Annotated in this window: 14 protein-coding genes and 1 riboswitch; of the genes, 7 read left to right on the top strand and 7 right to left on the bottom strand. The window is 69.5% G+C overall.

Going from position 1 to position 15,494, the window contains the following annotated elements:
- Positions 1-6: 6 nt before the first annotated feature.
- Entirely contained in the window at positions 7-603 is a 597-nt protein-coding gene (locus tag ABZX61_RS31995) for a TetR/AcrR family transcriptional regulator (protein WP_355199852.1), read from the bottom strand.
- Between the two features lie 114 nt (positions 604-717).
- Between ABZX61_RS31995 and ABZX61_RS31990 the strand changes: the two genes are divergently transcribed.
- On the top strand, positions 718-1,104 hold the full coding sequence (locus tag ABZX61_RS31990; RefSeq protein WP_355199851.1) for a hypothetical protein: 387 nt from the start codon (positions 718-720) through the stop codon (positions 1,102-1,104).
- Between the two features lie 23 nt (positions 1,105-1,127).
- Complete coding sequence (locus ABZX61_RS31985; RefSeq protein WP_355199850.1) at positions 1,128-2,153, top strand: patatin-like phospholipase family protein; 1,026 nt, start codon at positions 1,128-1,130, stop codon at positions 2,151-2,153.
- Positions 2,154-2,178: 25 nt separating this feature from the next.
- On the opposite strand, the gene ABZX61_RS31980 is transcribed toward ABZX61_RS31985, so the two are convergent.
- Entirely contained in the window at positions 2,179-3,135 is a 957-nt protein-coding gene (locus ABZX61_RS31980; RefSeq protein ID WP_355199849.1) for a YihY/virulence factor BrkB family protein, read from the bottom strand.
- Between the two features lie 128 nt (positions 3,136-3,263).
- Between ABZX61_RS31980 and ABZX61_RS31975 the strand changes: the two genes are divergently transcribed.
- Both ABZX61_RS31975 and ABZX61_RS31970 read left to right on the top strand, forming a co-directional pair.
- On the top strand, positions 3,264-3,935 hold the full coding sequence (locus tag ABZX61_RS31975) for a DUF6766 family protein (RefSeq protein WP_355199848.1): 672 nt from the start codon (positions 3,264-3,266) through the stop codon (positions 3,933-3,935).
- A gap of 424 nt (positions 3,936-4,359) precedes the next feature.
- Complete coding sequence (locus ABZX61_RS31970; protein WP_355199847.1) at positions 4,360-4,860, top strand: MarR family transcriptional regulator; 501 nt, start codon at positions 4,360-4,362, stop codon at positions 4,858-4,860.
- Between the two features lie 82 nt (positions 4,861-4,942).
- On the opposite strand, the gene ABZX61_RS31965 is transcribed toward ABZX61_RS31970, so the two are convergent.
- The 4 genes from ABZX61_RS31965 to ABZX61_RS31950 all read right to left on the bottom strand — a co-directional run bounded on the left by ABZX61_RS31965 (position 4,943) and on the right by ABZX61_RS31950 (position 9,052).
- Entirely contained in the window at positions 4,943-5,620 is a 678-nt protein-coding gene (locus tag ABZX61_RS31965; RefSeq protein WP_355199846.1) for a DUF4142 domain-containing protein, read from the bottom strand.
- A gap of 274 nt (positions 5,621-5,894) precedes the next feature.
- Positions 5,895-6,662 (bottom strand): GH25 family lysozyme, encoded by a 768-nt coding sequence (locus tag ABZX61_RS31960; RefSeq protein ID WP_355199845.1) that lies wholly within the window; start codon positions 6,660-6,662, stop codon positions 5,895-5,897.
- Between the two features lie 11 nt (positions 6,663-6,673).
- A riboswitch (cyclic di-AMP (ydaO/yuaA leader) is annotated at positions 6,674-6,818 on the bottom strand.
- Positions 6,819-7,284: 466 nt separating this feature from the next.
- The gene (locus ABZX61_RS31955; RefSeq protein WP_355199844.1) at positions 7,285-8,700 is read right to left on the bottom strand and encodes an MBL fold metallo-hydrolase; all 1,416 of its coding nucleotides are present in this window, start codon (positions 8,698-8,700) and stop codon (positions 7,285-7,287) included.
- Between the two features lie 82 nt (positions 8,701-8,782).
- Positions 8,783-9,052, bottom strand: a complete 270-nt coding sequence (locus ABZX61_RS31950; protein WP_350735590.1) for a metal-sensitive transcriptional regulator — start codon at positions 9,050-9,052, stop codon at positions 8,783-8,785.
- A 567-nt stretch (positions 9,053-9,619) separates the two neighbouring features.
- Here ABZX61_RS31950 and ABZX61_RS31945 point away from each other — a divergent pair.
- From ABZX61_RS31945 to ABZX61_RS31935, 3 genes are all read left to right on the top strand, one after another.
- Positions 9,620-11,080 carry a carboxylesterase family protein gene (locus ABZX61_RS31945; protein WP_355199843.1) on the top strand — a complete coding sequence of 487 codons (1,461 nt, stop codon included), beginning with the start codon at positions 9,620-9,622 and terminating at the stop codon, positions 11,078-11,080.
- A 155-nt stretch (positions 11,081-11,235) separates the two neighbouring features.
- Entirely contained in the window at positions 11,236-12,681 is a 1,446-nt protein-coding gene (locus tag ABZX61_RS31940; protein WP_355199842.1) for a multicopper oxidase family protein, read from the top strand.
- 399 nt (positions 12,682-13,080) lie between these two features.
- On the top strand, positions 13,081-13,767 hold the full coding sequence (locus tag ABZX61_RS31935; RefSeq protein ID WP_350735582.1) for a TIGR00266 family protein: 687 nt from the start codon (positions 13,081-13,083) through the stop codon (positions 13,765-13,767).
- A gap of 334 nt (positions 13,768-14,101) precedes the next feature.
- Here ABZX61_RS31935 and ABZX61_RS31930 read toward each other — a convergent pair whose 3' ends face one another.
- The gene (locus ABZX61_RS31930; RefSeq protein WP_355199841.1) at positions 14,102-15,334 is read right to left on the bottom strand and encodes an alkyl sulfatase dimerization domain-containing protein; all 1,233 of its coding nucleotides are present in this window, start codon (positions 15,332-15,334) and stop codon (positions 14,102-14,104) included.
- Positions 15,335-15,494 lie beyond the last annotated feature (160 nt).

The following is a 15,494-nucleotide window of genomic DNA, read 5'->3' as shown; positions in this document are numbered from 1 at the left end:
TCGTCGTCAGGTGTAGGCGTTCACGTGGTTGCGGATGGCGGTCCTGGCGCGCTCGTAGGCGTTCGGGTCGTCGTGCAGCAAGGAGACGGCGTTGGCGTTCTCCATGAAAGCGATCAGCTCGAACGCGAGCTGGTCGGCGTCCGTGTCGTCGGCGAGCTCGCCGAGCTGGCGGGCATCGTCGACGGTACGCGTCACGAAGCGGATCCAGTCGAGGCCGGCCGCGGCGACGGCATCCCGCACCCGGCCCGGGCGGGCGTCGAACTCCGCGGTGACGGCGAAGAAGAAGCAGCCGCCGGGGAAGACCCGCCGCTGCGAGTAGCTCAACCAGCTCTCGCACAGCCGCCGCACCCTCCCCAGACCCGGCGGCACGGTCAGCGCGGGCTGGACGACCTCCTCGACATACACGCTCATCGCGGTGCGGATCGTGGCGAGCTGTAGCTCCTCCTTGGAACCGAAGTAACCGAACAGGCCGCTCTTGCTCACGCCGAGCTCCGTGGCCAGCCGGCCGATCGACAGCCCCTCCAGCCCGTCCTGCGAGGCGATGTCCGCCGCCCGGCGCAGGATCACGTTGCGGGCCCGCTCGTCCCGCGGCCGTCCCGCCATCTTTACCCCTTCTGCGTACGAACGTTCGGCCCAGGATAGCGGCTTGACGTCGTCTTCGGTATGTTCCTATTCTCGGCACGAACGTTCGTACAATGAAAGGACTGGAGCAGCGGCATGCTGAGATCCCGATGGACTCCCGGACCGGCGGCCGACGCCACCGGCTCGGTGCTGGTCAGCGTCACCGACTTCCGGATCAGCCGGCTGATCGACCTGCCCGGCGTCTACCACGCCGGGCTCACCCTGCGTCGCGCGTGGCCCGACCTGCCCGGCGCGGTCGGCATGTGGCTGTGGACGGAGCCGCTGGAGGGCAGGTGCGGCTCGGTGTCGATCTGGCAGGATGAGCAGGCCCTGCGCAAGTTCGTCGCCTGGCCGGACCACGTCGCCATCGTGCGGCGCTACCGCGGCCGGGGAAAGCTCAGGTCCACCGCATGGACGACCACGCAACCCGACCCTGGCGTCTGGGCCCGGGCCCGCTCGTACCTGTCCGGCGACCGTGACTAGCCACACAACACAAAGAAGGACATATGCCACCCGAGACCGGCGAACACGAAGTGCTGCGCGTCATAGCCGACCGGGTCCGTAGCGGCAGCCGTCCCGGCGCCCGCCAGGACGGCCACCGGGTGGCCCTGGCCATCGAGGGCGGCGGCATGCGCGGCACGGTCTCCGCCGGCATGGCCCTGGCCCTGCACGAGGCCGGAGCGGCGCACGCCTTCGACGCGGTCTATGGGGCATCGGCCGGGGCCATCACCAGGGCCTGGCTGCTGAGCGGAACCCCCGAGAACCTGACCGGTTGGGCCGAGCCCGTCTACGCGCGAGCGATGATCCGCCCGTCCAACCTCCTGCGCGGCCGTCCGATGGTCGACGTGCGGAACCTGGTCGAGTACCTGTACTGCGAAGTGACCCGGATGGACTTCGACGCGGTCCTGACCAACCCCATCGAGTACCACCCGCTGGCCACCGACGTACAGACCGGGCAATCCACCGATCTGCGCCCGCACCTGACCGGTCCCGTCGAGCTGCGGCTGGCCCTGCGGGCCAGTGCGGCACTGCCGTTCCTCGCCGGTCCGCCGGTCGAGCTGGCCGGGCGGCTCTTCTACGACGCGGGACTCGCCGAGTCCATCCCGTACCGCACCGCCCTGGCGCAGGGCGCCAGCCACGTCCTCGTGCTGCGGTCCCGTCCCGCGCCCGCAGCCGCGACCGGAGCACCGGCCGCGCGACCGTCCAACGGGACGCGCCTGATCGCCGCGACCGTTCTGCGGAGCTATCCGGAGGCACTGCACCGGAGTTTCTTCGCGCGCGACCACCGCTTGCTGCACGACGACACGCTGCTCGCCCGGTACGACCGGCCCGAGCCCCCGACGACCCCTCCACCCGCCGACGGTCAGGCCGCGCCCGATCCTGCGGTGCTGTCCGTGCGGCCCGCACTTGACTCCCCGCGCATCGGCCGCCTCACCCGCGACGGCAAGCCCCTCAAAGCCGCGCTCGAAGCCGGCCGCGCAGCCGTCAACCTGCTGCTGCAACCGCTCGGCCGGCCGACCGCCGCACCATAGACGCGACCCGCCCTGCGGTCGGATGTCACCGATGTCCCTCCGGGGCGTCGCGCGGCTCCGCGTAGGGCTCCCGTTCGGGTGGCCGGCCGGCCGCGATGGCGCGGCCGCGGGCGAGTTCGGCGTCGAATTCCACACCGAGCAGGACAGCCACGTTGGTGATCCACAACCAGATCAGGAAGACGACGACGCCGGCCAGCGCCGCGTAGGTCTTGCTGTAGGAGCCGAAGTTGGTGACGTAGAAGCCGAAGGCGGCGGAGGCGGCGATCCACACCGCGACCGCCAGGATGCTGCCCGGCGTGATCCAGCGGAATCCGGGCTGTACGACGTTGGGGGCGGCCCAGTACAGCAGCGCCAGCACCAGCGTCACGATGACCACCAGGGCCGGCCACTTGGCGACGCTCCACACGGTCAGCGCGCCCTGGCCGATCCCGATCAGCCGGCCCGCCTGGCCGGCGAGCTCTCCGGTGAACGTCACCACGACCGCCCCGACGGCCATCAGGATCACCAGGACGGTGGTGATGGCGAGGCGCAGGGGGAGGATCTTCCAGATCGGCCGGCCTTCCGGCATTTCGTACATCACATTGGCCGCACGCATGAACGCCCCCACATAGCCGGACGCCGACCATAAGGCGACGGCGACACCGATGACGGTGGCGATGCTCGCGGCCTGCGGGCTGCTCTGCAGGGCCTGGAGCACGTGGTCGATGACCTCCCGCGCGGGGCCGGGCGCCATGGCCGCCAGGTTGTCGGCGAGCGGCCGGGTCGCCGACCGGCCGAACACGCCCAGCAGGGAAACCGCCGCGAGCAGCGCGGGGAAGATGGACAGGACCGCGTAGTAGGTGAGGGCGGCGGCCCAGTCGGTGAGCTGGTCGTCCCGGAACTCCCTGGCCGTGCGCCTGAGGATCCCCCACCACGAGCGCTTGCTCAGCTCGGCCGGGCTTTCCGGCGCCGCCCGCCGTACCGCGGCATCGTGGCCTTTCATCGGACTGCCTTCCCCGGGCTGCGCATCATGAGACCGCGTTTCGCTACCCCGCCCTTCCGGAGCTATTCACCGTTGGGCCGCATGCCCACTTGACCTTCGGGTAGCGGGCGCCTCATGAGGATTTTGCCGTGAGATGGCTCAAGGAGAACTCGCTGGCGCTGGCGTTCCTGATCCTCTTCGTGCTCGCGATCGCCGGACAGGCCGTGGCGGGGATGCTGGACTACAACGACCAGGAGCTGGCCCAGGGTGGCGAGCCGGTCTCGATCCTGCAGTACGTGACCTCCTCGACGTTCGCGGTCGATGTGGCGGAGAATTGGCAGTCGGAGTATCTGCAGTTCTTCCTGTTCATCGTGCTCACCGTCTGGCTGGTGCAGAAGGGGTCGCCCGAGTCGAAGAAGGTGGATCAGGCAGGGCCGGAATCGGACGAGGAGCAGCAGGTCGGGCGGTATGCCCACGACCGCTCCCCGGCCTGGGCCAGGACCGGAGGATTGCGACTGGAGTTGTTCGGCAACTCGCTGGCGCTGGTCATGGGGGCGATCTTCGCGTTGTCGTGGCTGGCGCAGTCGGTGGCGGGACTGGCCGCCTACAACAGCGGGCGGCTGGCCGACCTGCGTGATCCCGTTGGGTGGGGAGCGTACGTCACCTCGCCGGAGTTCTGGAGCCGGAGCCTGCAGAACTGGCAGTCCGAGCTCCTGGCCGTGCTGTCGATGGTGGTGCTGTCGATCTATCTACGGCAGCGGGGCTCGCCCGAGTCCAAGCCGGTCGGGACGTCCCACGCGGCCACGGGCGTCGAGAACTGACGACCGCTGCTTCGGCGGCGCCGTCGATGTCGGCGACGATGCGCCGTACCTGGTCGCCAGCACCACCCGCTCGGGCGGGAAGGTGGCCGGCAGCGGGGTGGTTGAGGATGAGAGCTGGTGAGACGTCGTTGAGGACCTCCAGCATGCGGTGGGCCTCCGGCCGTACCCGCTGCGGAGGTTCGGGACGGCGGCGGGCCGAGTGCCCCGGCACCCTGCGGGAGCCGCCGCCGAGGGCCACACCAACCCCTCGGGCCGCAGGCGGGCCCGGCGGGAGCGGAGGAAATTCCCCAGCTCAACGCAACGAGGGTGGCCCACCTGGACCCAGGCTCAGCGAGACGGGTCGGCCGGGATGGGATCGACGGGGTGGTGCGGACGATGGGGATCTCGTGCCCGTGATCCGCCCCGCGCATATACAACAGTGCCTATGAAGGAAGACGATGACCTCCAGGCGCAGGGAGAGGATCTTTCGGCTGTCGTCACGGCGGTGCTGACCGGGTCGCGGCTGTTGGTGGCGGTCGCGGTGAGGTCATTGGGGGCGGTCGGGGACAGGGTCACGTTGCCGCAGTTCAGGATGCTCGTCGTGCTGGCCGGCCATGGTGAGACCAAGCTGGTCACGATGGCGGAGCTGCTGGGGGTCAACTCCTCCACGGCGATGCGGATGGCCGATCGGCTGGTGGCTGCCGGGTTGATCGTACGGGAGGTCAATCCGCACAACCGGCGCGAGAGCCTGATGCGGCTGACGGACGAGGGACGCCGCATCGTGGACGAGGTGACCGCGCGCCGCAGGGAGGAGATCGGCGCGATCGTGGCGCGGATGTCGGCCAGGCAGCGCCGGGCGCTCATCTCGGCCATGAACGCCTTCAACGAGGCGGGCGGCGAGCCACCTCTGAACGTGCCGAACCCGCTGGGCTGGTCCGCTGTCTGAATCGCTCACGCGGCGCTGAGCCGCCGACCAAATGCCGGCACCTCGCGGCGGCCGGAAGCCGTGCGGGCTCCCTCCTCGGCCGTCAGATGGACGGGGTGGGGAAGCTCTCGGGTGTGGTCAGGCCGGTGCTCTCCAGGAGGCGCTGGTGGTTGAGCACCGCGGCGTTGGCCTGTTCGGAGAAGCGCCGGACCAGGGTGTTCTGCGTGGTGCCGCGTACCGTGCCGATCAGGGTGAAGATCTGTCCGTGCGCCAGCCGCAGCCATTTGACGTACGTCTTGTCATAGGCGGATCCGGACCTGCCGGAAATATCTGTCATCCAGTCCTGCTGCTGAGGCGTGGGCTTCACCGGCAGTTTGACCTTCAGCTTGGCGGCCACGTCGCGAACCTGCCCGTCGAGCATGTCGTGCTGAGCCGCGATCTCCTTGCTGACCTGGCGGACGCGGGCGCTGTTGGCGCGCTGTATCGCGTCCTGGGCCATGGGCATCTCCCACAGGCTGGCGAGCCGGACCTTCTTGATGAGCTCCTGGTCGGCCTCGGACAGCGGTCCCCACTTGGTCTGCCGGGTGCGGGCCTCCGGCTCGTCCTCCACGGGTTGGACGGTGGGTGCGTCGGTCGGTCCTGTCTCGACGGCGGTCGGCTCGGTGCTCAGGCCGGCGGTGTCAGAGACGGGCGTCGGCGTGTAGCCGGCGCAGGCGGTCAGAGTGCAGAGGGCGGCAATGCCGCAACTGATGAGAGCGCGACGGCTGTCGAGGAGTCGCATACGCCGTCATCCCCTTCCGGTCCCTTGGACGCGGCCTTCGTGAGTGGCGCCGGTCACTGAGGGATACGCGGGAGGGTGCGGGAGTGTTCATGGCATTGTGCAAGATTTGCATTGGGCAAGACTGCCGGGGTCCGCTGAGCCGTTGTCCGAGGCGGCCTTCACCGGTGCCATCCGTGACCGGCGTCCACCGCGTGCTCCTCCGGGCCGAGAGGAGCACGCGGGGCGGCGTTCACCTGGGAGCAACCCGATCGCGGTGCGGACCCGCCGGGTGGGCTCAGGCCGTGGGGCGGCCCAGGCCGCGCAACTGGTCGGCGGTCAGCGCGGAGACGTTCTGGTCGACAGGGGACTCGGAGTACTGGTGGATGGCCCAGGACTTCCAGTCGGCGGGCGGGGTGATGGCCCCCTTGGCCTTGCTGTAGTGGGCGACCCACAGCGGGTACTCGGACAGGCCCTTGCCGTACTTGTTGGCGAAGTTCCAGCCGCTGTAGAACATCGGGGTGATCCCCGTCTGGTCCTTCACGTACGACAGCCACGTCTTGGCCCAGGCGTTGACCTCGGCGACGGATCTGCCGTTCGCGGTCTCCAGGTCAAGGACCAGCAGGTCGCCGGCCTTGGCGGGCTGCGAGTTCACCACGGACAGGAAGTGCTCGGCCTCCGCGATGGGATTGTTGCGGGGATGGCCGTAGTGGTACGCCCCGCGCACGATGCCCTTCTTGCCCAGCTCGCGCCAGTGCCTGGCGAATGAGGCGTCGCGGAAGGACGTGCCTTCTGTGGCTTTGATGATGCCGAACTTGGCCGGGCTGGCATTCCAGTCGTACAGGGGCTCGTAATTGGAGATGTCCAGGCCGTAGATGAGGGGTCCGGCTCCATGGCGAGTCGCCTGCGCCGGGCTCTGCTCGGTGGGCGATGCGAATGCGAAGGTGGTGATGGCGGCGGTTGCGGCGAGGATCGCGACGGCGACGGCGAAGCTGAGGTATTTGGTGAGGAGATCGCGGTGATTCTTGAGGATGCAGGCGATGGTGGCAAGCCGGGGCTTGGACATGAGGCATTGACTCCTTGCTTCCATACCGCCTACCGGGTTAGCTGACGGGTTCGGGCCTGGAAGTGCCCTACATGGCGCAGCCTGGGCTGGCGTCCGATTCACCCCAAGAACGTGGGTCCCCGGTTCCGCGAGGTGCGGATTCGGCGGCCGGACGCTGTCCCCGAAGGGCTTCTTCGGGCAGCGCGCGGTCCGGTCAACGAAGCGGCAACGATGCGGCGAAAGGGCGCCACATCCGTGCCGCAACTAGGCAAAAGATAGACATATATCCATAGATGGTGCAAGTAGTGCAAATCTGATTCGCGGGTGTCGGCGACTGGGCGGCGCTGAAATGCCGTGCCTGTAGGGATTCTGGTGCTTGGCAAAAAATCGGGGGGGTCGCTTGCGGGCCTTTATGATCTCGGCACGGGTGGGACAGACCATTCATGCGTTGCCATTGTGACCAAACGCCGTTCTGCGGGTAATCGTGACTCCAGCCCTGTCCTTTGACGTCCGCGGCGCCGTCGGGCACGCGGGAGCCGGGCAGGCGGGCGGACTCCAACTCTCCGGGAGTCCGCACGTCGATCGGCCCCGGCGGGTCACCGGATCCGGGCAGGCGTCCCGGTGTCGCCGGGGCCGAGGGTGGTCAAGAGGGGGTCTCGTCGGGGGTGGTGATGGGCAGGCCGGCGTCGGCGGCCCGGGAGTAGGCGTCGTCGATGTGGACCACCTGACGGCCGCTGCGGGCCAGCAGGCTCGCGGCCGCCGCGGCCCGGTAGCCGGTGCCGCAGTGCACCCACACCGTTCCCGCCGGCACCTCGGCCAGGCGCTCCGGCAGCTCCGGCAGCGGGATGTGCACGGCGCCGGCCACGTGACCGGCCCGCCATTCGTTGCCCATCCGCACGTCCAGGACGGTCGGGCCGCCGACCGGTTCCCCCGCGCGGGAGATGGCCGGTTCGCTCGCGCGGGCGGCGGCCAGGTCGGCGAAGGTCGCGGTGGTCAGCTCGGCGATCAGGCCCGGGTCGTGTCCGGCCCACTGTTCGACGGTGCCGGTCGAGGCGGCGGCCGGGCGGTCTATGCCGATGCGGGCCAGTTCGCGCTGGGCGGCGGCGACCTGTTCGGCCGACTCGCCGAGCAGCGTGAGCGGCATGTCCCACGGGGCCAGCCAGCCCAGCCAGGTCGCCATCGGCCCGTCCAGGCCGAAGCTGAGCGTGCCGGCCAGGTGCCGGTCCGCGAACGCCTTGCGTGAGCGCAGGTCCACCACCCATTCGCCCGCCCGCAGGCGAGCCAGCAGCTCAGCGCTGTCGGCCGGCCGCGCCGGGGTCAGGTCGATCGGCTCCGCGCCGGCGGCGTTGCGCGCGCCCATGTGGGCGTAATAGGCGGGGTAGGCGTCCAGCCCTTCCAGGATGTGGGTGACGAAGTCGTCGGCCTCCATCCGCAGCACCGGGTTGACGTCCTTCTCCCGGCCGATGGTCGAGGCGGACGCGCCGGACTGCGTGACCGCGCAGAAGCTGCCGAACCCGTGCGTCGGCCAGAGCCGCGCGCCGTCGGGCAGCAGGCCGGACAGCCGCCGCGCGGAGGCGTGCTGGTGGCGGGCCAGGGTGCGGGCATGCTCGGCGCCCAGCAGGTCGGTACGCCCGGTGCCGCCGAACAACAGCGATCCTCCGGTGAACACCCCCTCCGGCCCTCCCGGACCGGCCAGCACGTAGGACAGGTGGTGGAAGGTGTGTCCCGGCGTGGTCACCACGTCCAGCCACATCCGCTCGGAGACGGCGATCCGATCTCCGTCGTGCACCGGCACACGGTCGAAGCCGACCTCCTCGGCCCCGCCCACCAGGTACGCCGCCCCGCTCACCCGTGCCAGCGCCAGACCGCCGGAGACGTAGTCGTTGTGCAGATGGGTCTCCACCACGTGGGTGATCCGCACCCCCAGGCGACCGGTCAGGGCGAGGACGTGGTCGATGTCGCGCTGCGGATCGACCACTACCGCGACGCGCCCGTCATGGGCGAGATAACTGCGGTCCCCCAGGGAAGAGGTCTCGATCACCTCGATCTGGATCGTCATCTCCTTGTCTCCTTTCGATCGTCAAATACCCCCGGGGGTATCAAGAGAACATATGGGTGCCCCGGCTCGCCCGATCACACGGTCACGAAAGAGCGAGGAACAGCTTCTCCAGCCGCTCAACGCTGATCGGTGGCTCCTCGCCCTGCTCGCGCGCCACCTGGCACTGCTGCAACCCGGTCGAGATAATCTTGAATCCGGCCCGGTCCAACGCCTTCGACACCGCAGCCAGCTGCGTCAGCACCTTCTCGCAGTCCTCGGCGTTCTCGATCATCGCGATCACCCCGCCGAGCTGGCCGTGGGCCCGCTTCAGCCGCGTCAGCGCGTCCCTCAGGACGGTCGCGTCCATCTCCATCCGCACCACCTCCGCGCCCAATATACCCCCGGGGGTAAATCTCCATCGGTAAAGGGCTCCTGCGCTGAGAGCGCTGGTCCACCTTGATCAGGGTGCGGCGATGTACCGGATGACGTGCTGGAGCCGCGCGTATCTCCGACGGGAGCAAGGGAACGAGAACGTGGGCCGATCCGTGATCTCGGGACCCGACGTGCTCCTTCGGGCGGCGGCGAGGAGGTCTGGCGAACGATACGTCATGACGCGCGGGGGTCGTGGGCGGCGACAGGTTGAGGAACTCAGATCTCGGATCGGCGAAGGAGGCCGGCTCAGCTCTTGCCCGGTCGCTTCCAGGCTGCCCGGACCGGAGCAGTCCCGCGCTCCAGGCGAACCCCGCGGGCGACCCACACCGTGTCGGCGCGCCGCGCCAGTCCCGCGGCGATCGCCTGGATGCGGCTGGGCCGGCACCGGATCCGCAACACCATGGGGATCCATGACGCATATCACGAAGCCACGGGGCGGCTGCTCGCTCTTTTCCGCCGAACGACCGTAGAACGGAGGCGTACCACTCCGGCAAGGAAGGTGACATCAATGATCGTGAGGGAACGCCCCGTCGTGGACACCGAGTCGGGGAGCGTGCAGGGCACCGTCGAGGACGGCGTCGCCGCGTTCCGCGGCATCCCCTACGCGGCTTCCCCGCTGGGGGACCGGCGCTTCGCCGCCCCCGCGCAGCACCCCGACTGGTCGGGCCGGTGGGATGCCGCCTGCCCCGGCCCGTCCGTCCCCCAGGCCCCCTCCCGTCTCGAAGCGGTCATGGGACGCCGCACCCCCGACTGGAACGAGGACGGCTCTCTCACCCTCAACGTGTGGACCCCCCGCCTGCCGGCCGGCGGACCCACCCCGCACGCTCTCCCGGTCCTGGTGTGGTTCCACGGCGGCGGATTCACCAGCGGATCCGGTGGCTGGGACTGGTACGACGGCCGGAACCTGGCAGCTGCCGGCGACATCATCGTCGTCACCGCCAACTACCGCGTCGGTCCCCTTGGCTACCTCTACCTCCCGGAACTCGGCATCGAGAACCTCGGCGTGCAGGACCAGGCCGCCGTCCTCACCTGGGTGAAGCGCAACATCACCGCCTTCGGGGGAGATCCCGGCAACCTCACCGTCGGCGGCCAGTCCGCCGGAGCCTTCTCCGCCCTCTACCTCGCCCTCTCGCCGGTCACCGGCCCGGAGATCAAGCGGGTCATCACCCAGAGCGGTCCCTGGGGGCTCCCCCCGCAAGACCCCGGGGAGGCGGCCGGCCATGCCCGACGCTTCCTCAAGATCCTCGGCCTGGAGCGGGGCCCGGATCCCATCACCACCCTGCGCGCTGTCCCAGCCGAGCAGCTCCTCGCCGCCTACCAGCAGCTCGCCCAGGACGTCTTCCGCCCGGGCAGCGTCGCTCCGCCGATGTATCCCGTCCTCGGCGCCTTCGGAATGCCCGAGGCGTGGGAACAGGCGCTGGCCTACGGACGCCTCGACGGCAAGCAGCTGCTGACGGGGACCACCAGGAACGAGATGGCGGCGTTCTTCGCGTTCGACCCGCGCATCCAGGCCGTCACCGCCGCCCAGGCGAGCTCGATCGTGGCCGGCCAGATCGACGGCGGCGCCGAGCGGTTCGACCGCGCCGCCGCCCAGCTTCCGCGCGCGACACCGAGCGACGTCTTCACCGAGGTCGAGACCGAGATCATTTTCCGCGACGGGGCCCTCGCCATCGCCGATCACCACGCTGCGGCCGGCAACCCCACCTACGTCTACCAGTTCGACTACGCCCCGGCTCAGGACCCCGCACACCTGGGCGCCGCACACTGCGTGGAACTCCCCTTCTTTTTCGACACCATCGACGCCTACCCCGACAGTCCCATGCTCGGCGAGGCCACCGTCGCGGCCCGCTCGCTCGGCCACACGTTCTCTCACGCGGTAGCGGCCTTCGTGGCCTCTGGCCGGCCCGCCGCAGATCAGTGGCACCCGTACGAGGCCGCCAACCCTGCGACCATCCGGCACTTCGCCTGACATTCCGCCGCCTCCTGGTCCGCGCGCCTTGTGGCACAGCCGCTCCAACGGCCGGACGGGATCGGCCAAGCTTTGTGAAAATGCGGGCCAGCTCCGGCGTGGGCGAGTCGACGCCGGGCATCCACGTAGCCGACCGCGTCGTTGCGAGGAGCGCCATGCCTCTGTCCAGAGCCGTCCTCCTGCTGGGGCCGGCCCTGCTGATGGCGACCGGCTGCGGCACCACCGCCACAATGGAGGCCGCCCCAGGCGGCCCTGCCGGCCCCGCGAGTCCGGCCACCCCGACCGCGCAGGCGCAGCAGCCGGCCTTCCGCCAGCCGCGCGAATTGTCGAGCCACAACGGCCGCCTGCACGTGCGGCTGGTCGTGGAGCAACGCGTGGTACGGCTCGCGGGCCAAGACGTCCGCGCGTTGACCTACAACGGCGACTTCATGCCGCCGACCCTGCGCCTGTTTCCCGGCGACCGGGTCGACCTGGAGTTGGTGAACCGGCTGGGCGAGCACACCAACCTGCACACGCACGGCTGGCACGTCTCACCGAAGGACAGCTCCGACAACATCTACCTGCACATCAGGCCGGGCCAGACCTACCGCTACACCTACCGGCTGCCCGAGGACCTGGCACCGGGCACGTACTGGTACCACTCCCACGCGCACCCGCTCTCGGAGGGGCAGGTGTTCGCCGGACTGTCGGGCGCGATCGTGATCGAGGGGCTGAACCGGTACCTGCCGTCCGACCTCCATGACACGGCCGAACTGCTCATCGCGCTCAAGGACTTTCAGGTGCGCGCGGGCGCCATACCAACGGCGAACATCGACAGCAACGCCCCGACCACCCGGACCGTGAACGGGCTCATCAACCCGATCATCCACATCCGGCCCGGCGAGACGCAGATGTGGCGGCTGGCCAACATCGGTGCCGACATCGCCTACAGCGTCCAGCTCCAGGGCGTGCGCTTCCACGTCATCGCCCAGGACGCCAACCCCGTTGCCAGGGTCTGGAGCACCGACACGCTGCTCATGCCTCCGGGCAGCCGGTGGGACGTGCTCGTGCAAGGGCCGCCGGCCGGCCGTACCCGCCTGGTGACCCGGCCCTACAGCACTGGCAAGGACGGCGACTCCTACCCTGAGGCGACCCTGGCCACCCTGGTGTCCGCGGGGCGCGCCGTGACGCCCGCACGCCTGCCCACGACGTTCGCCGCCCGGTACTTCGACGACCTGAGGAAGGATCCCATCGCCCAGAGGCGGGTCGTCACGTTCTCGGAAAACACCCGCGCCGACCAGTTCTTCATCAACGGCAGGTCGTTCGATCCGAACCGGATCGACGTGCGGGCGAGGCTGAACACCACCGAGGAGTGGCGGGTGCGCAACCTCGCCGACGAGGAGCACACCTTCCACGTGCATGTCAACGATTTCCAGGTGATCAGCGTGAATGGCAGGCCGTACGACGCCCGTAACTGGCAGGACACGGTGCAGCTCCCCGCGCGCGGCGAAGTGGTGATGAGGACGAGGTTCAGGGATTTCGTCGGGAAGTACCCGCTGCACTGCCACATCCTCAACCACGAGGACCGCGGCATGATGGCCAACATCGAGGTCGTCCGCTGACAGCGGTTACCGGGTGTTGATCGGGTAGGCCCAGGCGGCGGTAGATCTGCGGCACGCGACCAGGAGGCCCACCCGACCGGCCGCCATGCCGGGACTCCCTCGGGCGCGGCGAGAGACGCCTCCTGGGCTGGGACGCGATAGGTGATCAGGGTTCCGCCGGGCGAGAGCAACCGCAGGAGGTCTCCGGCCGGCGTGCCGCCCACGGGGTCGACCGCGGCGGGAACAGGCCGTGCCCCGATGCGCTCGCGGGTCCCTTCCACGTGGGCCGAGCCGTTGGAGGCTCCGGGAACGCCCGGGTGGCGTTCTCGCAGCGTCGGGGGCGTTTACGTGTTGTCAACGAATCGTGTACGGCCGTACAGCAGAGTCGCTCCGGACAAGATGATCGGGATGGAGGGGTACATGAAGACCGAGATCCGTCACCCTGGTTCGTTCGCGGTCGCGCGCTGTCACCTGGACGGCGGGGAGACCCTGCGCGTCGAGGCGGGCGCGATGTACGCGACGAGCGCGGGGGTCCAGCTCCGGGCCAAGGTGGAGGGTGGTCTGCTGCGTGGGCTGGCCCGTTCGGCGCTGGGCGGCGAGTCGCTGTTCACCACGCGCTACACCGCTCCGGAAGGCGGCGGCTGGGTGGACGTGGCGCATCACCTGCCCGGCGATGTCCAGGCCGCCGAGGTACGAAGCGACAACGCGCTCCTGCTGACCAGGGGATCGTGGATCGCGTCCAGCGACGGCGTGGAGATCGCCACCAAGTGGGGCGGCATGTCCAACCTCATCGGCAGCGAGGGCGGCTTCCTCATCAAGGCGCAGGGCGACGGCGTCGTCGTGCTCGGCTGCTACGGCGCGATGGACGTGATCGACCTGGCGGCCGGGCAGCAGGTCGTGGTCGACTCGGGGCATCTGGTCGCCTACGACGAGACGGTCAAGAGCAATCTGCGCCGGGCGGTCGAAGGGAAGACGGTCCAATCGCTCAAGTCGGGCGAAGGTCTGGTCTTCGAGTTCACCGGGCCGGGCAGGATCATGACGCAGACCAGGAACCCCGGGGCCTTGATCCTCCACCTGACGGAAGTGCTCCCCTTCGAGCGCGCCTGACCCCGCGCCGGCGGCCCGGCATGCCTCTTGGGCGATGGGGATCGACGCGGCGAGGTCTCAGCGGTCGGCGCCGAGCAGGAGGAAGGCGTTGATGCGGCCCGCCGGTGGCGCGTCGTGACGGGTTCCTGATCCGCCGGACGGTGTGCCGGGCAGGAGGGGTGACGGTGCCCGCGCGGCCCCGGGGCCGGCGGCCACCACCGCACGCCCGCGCCACCGCCGCGCACGCCGTGGGTTTCTCGGCCGTGACGACGGGATCGACGGCCGGGGCGATGGGACGGGACTATGTCCGCCGCCCCCAGGAAAGGCCCGCTGCCGCCGGAGTGGAGGCAGGCCGTTACGAGCGTTTCCGGGACTCGGCGGCGGCCCAGGCGAAAATGCCCTTTGCCATGAGGGACAGTTCGCCGGCCGCCCTGGTGGAAAAGACCTCCGCGCGTACGCGATGCACTCCCGCGTCGTCCGGAGCCGCCAGGGCGGCCATTTCCGCCAGATGCCCGGCCAGCCGCTCATCGCCTTCGGAAAGGGCCTTGAGCGCCGCGTCCGCGAGGGCCTGCGCCCCGCCCGCCAGTTCCGCGACCGATTTCGCCAGCATCGCCTCGGGAGCGGGCTTCAGGTGGGCCGGATTGCCGTCGTACCAGCCGCCGTAAAGGCGCCACAGATTGCGTACGACGAATTCCGGCTCGTCGTAACGCGCCCGCAGATAGGGCCGGTCGGCGAGATGCTCCGGCGCCTTCACGGAGTGGACGATCTCGTCGAGCCGGGCGCCCGCGTTGAGCAGTTGCAGGGTCTGCGTGATGAGCGACTCCAGCCATTCGGCCGTTTCCAGCAACGCCTGCCGGATGCGGTCGCGGCCGAAGATGGGGGCGCCGTGGCCGGGGAGCATGATCTCGGCGTCCATGGCGGCCATCCGGTGCAACGCGTGCACCCATTCCCGGGGATAGCGCTGCGCCTTCTGCGGGTTGCCGCAATTGGGCGTCACCCAGAGGAACAGGTCGCCGGGCAACAGCAGCTTGTGCTCGCGCACGTAGCCGATGGTCCCGTCGTCGGTCTCGCCCTTGGCGTGCACGAGGTCGAACGTGAGCCCGCCGCGCCGCACGGTCAGCGCGTCGGTGTAGGTCACGTCCGGACGGCGGTAGTCGACGGGCCAGTGGAGCCCGGCGGCCTGGAACTGCCGCTGGTTGATCACCGAGTTATAGCCATTTGTCAACACATAACGCTCGAACCGGTCAACAACCGCTTTATGGGCATAAATCGCGGCCCGAGGCCCCGATTCCTCGAACGGCCCCGTCCCGAAGACATGGTCGACGTGCCCGTGCGAGTAGAACGCCGTGGTCAATGGCGCCCGTGTCCAGGCCCGTACGTCCTCGTGCAATTTCGCCGCCGAGAACGCGCTGCTCGTGTCGAACAGCACCAGCTCGCCCTCGGTCTCGAACGCGGTCGCATTGCCGAACCCCGGCCACCAGCCGACACCGTCGGCGATCGGCTGAACACCCTTGCCCTGCAGGCCCGCGTCCACGACGCTGTCGTCCGATTCGCCGCGCCACACGCGCTCGGCGTACTCGATAATCATGGGCCCAACCCTGCTTCCAGAACCTCATTCTGGGCAAGGGGTTCACGGCAGGATCTCCGCCTTTGACGCGCGGTCAAAGGGCGGAGGCGCTCGGCTTCCTTGCAGGCGCAGGTCAGAGATGATGACACGCTGTGGGAGCGCTCCCAGATATATGACGAAA

Source organism: Nonomuraea sp. NPDC003709 (genome assembly GCF_040610775.1).
GTDB classification, from domain to species: domain Bacteria; phylum Actinomycetota; class Actinomycetes; order Streptosporangiales; family Streptosporangiaceae; genus Nonomuraea; species Nonomuraea angiospora_A.
This window is presented reverse-complemented; position numbering and strand designations above follow the sequence as displayed.

Coding starts and splice junctions, on each gene's coding strand:
- ABZX61_RS31995 (WP_355199852.1), bottom strand. CDS start 603: ATGGCGGGACGGCCGCGGGACGAGCGGGCCCGCAACGTGATCCTGCGC.
- ABZX61_RS31990 (WP_355199851.1), top strand. CDS start 718: ATGCTGAGATCCCGATGGACTCCCGGACCGGCGGCCGACGCCACCGGC.
- ABZX61_RS31985 (WP_355199850.1), top strand. CDS start 1,128: ATGCCACCCGAGACCGGCGAACACGAAGTGCTGCGCGTCATAGCCGAC.
- ABZX61_RS31980 (WP_355199849.1), bottom strand. CDS start 3,135: ATGAAAGGCCACGATGCCGCGGTACGGCGGGCGGCGCCGGAAAGCCCG.
- ABZX61_RS31970 (WP_355199847.1), top strand. CDS start 4,360: ATGAAGGAAGACGATGACCTCCAGGCGCAGGGAGAGGATCTTTCGGCT.
- ABZX61_RS31965 (WP_355199846.1), bottom strand. CDS start 5,620: ATGCGACTCCTCGACAGCCGTCGCGCTCTCATCAGTTGCGGCATTGCC.
- ABZX61_RS31960 (WP_355199845.1), bottom strand. CDS start 6,662: ATGTCCAAGCCCCGGCTTGCCACCATCGCCTGCATCCTCAAGAATCAC.
- ABZX61_RS31955 (WP_355199844.1), bottom strand. CDS start 8,700: ATGACGATCCAGATCGAGGTGATCGAGACCTCTTCCCTGGGGGACCGC.
- ABZX61_RS31950 (WP_350735590.1), bottom strand. CDS start 9,052: ATGGAGATGGACGCGACCGTCCTGAGGGACGCGCTGACGCGGCTGAAG.
- ABZX61_RS31945 (WP_355199843.1), top strand. CDS start 9,620: ATGATCGTGAGGGAACGCCCCGTCGTGGACACCGAGTCGGGGAGCGTG.
- ABZX61_RS31940 (WP_355199842.1), top strand. CDS start 11,236: ATGCCTCTGTCCAGAGCCGTCCTCCTGCTGGGGCCGGCCCTGCTGATG.
- ABZX61_RS31935 (WP_350735582.1), top strand. CDS start 13,081: ATGAAGACCGAGATCCGTCACCCTGGTTCGTTCGCGGTCGCGCGCTGT.
- ABZX61_RS31930 (WP_355199841.1), bottom strand. CDS start 15,334: ATGATTATCGAGTACGCCGAGCGCGTGTGGCGCGGCGAATCGGACGAC.